1 protein-coding gene is annotated in these 239 nt (G+C 65.7%); it reads right to left on the reverse strand.

Translation table 11 applies throughout. The annotated features are described in order from the left end of the window. Window positions 1–239, reverse strand: a 239-nt coding sequence (locus tag L687_RS40110; RefSeq protein WP_040569851.1) for an efflux RND transporter permease subunit, incomplete at both ends; no start/stop codon positions are given.

A 239-nucleotide genomic window follows, 5' to 3' on the forward strand; every position in this document is an offset into this window, starting at 1 on the left:
GAGGATCACGAGCACCGCGAACACCAGGCCGAGCATTCCCTCGGTGGCGAGCGTCTCGATCGACTGCACGATGAACGGCGCCTGGTCGAAGATCACGGTGAAGGTCGCGTCCGGGAAGGCGTCGCCGATCGTGTCGAGCGCGGCGATCACGCCGTTGGACACCTCCACGGTGTTCGCCGCGGGGAGCTTGGTGATGGAGATCGACAGCGCATCCTTGCCGTCGACACGGGAGATGGAGG

The sequence above is a fragment of the Microbacterium maritypicum MF109 genome (assembly GCF_000455825.1).
In the GTDB taxonomy this organism is placed as follows: Bacteria; Actinomycetota; Actinomycetes; order Actinomycetales; family Microbacteriaceae; genus Microbacterium; species Microbacterium maritypicum_A.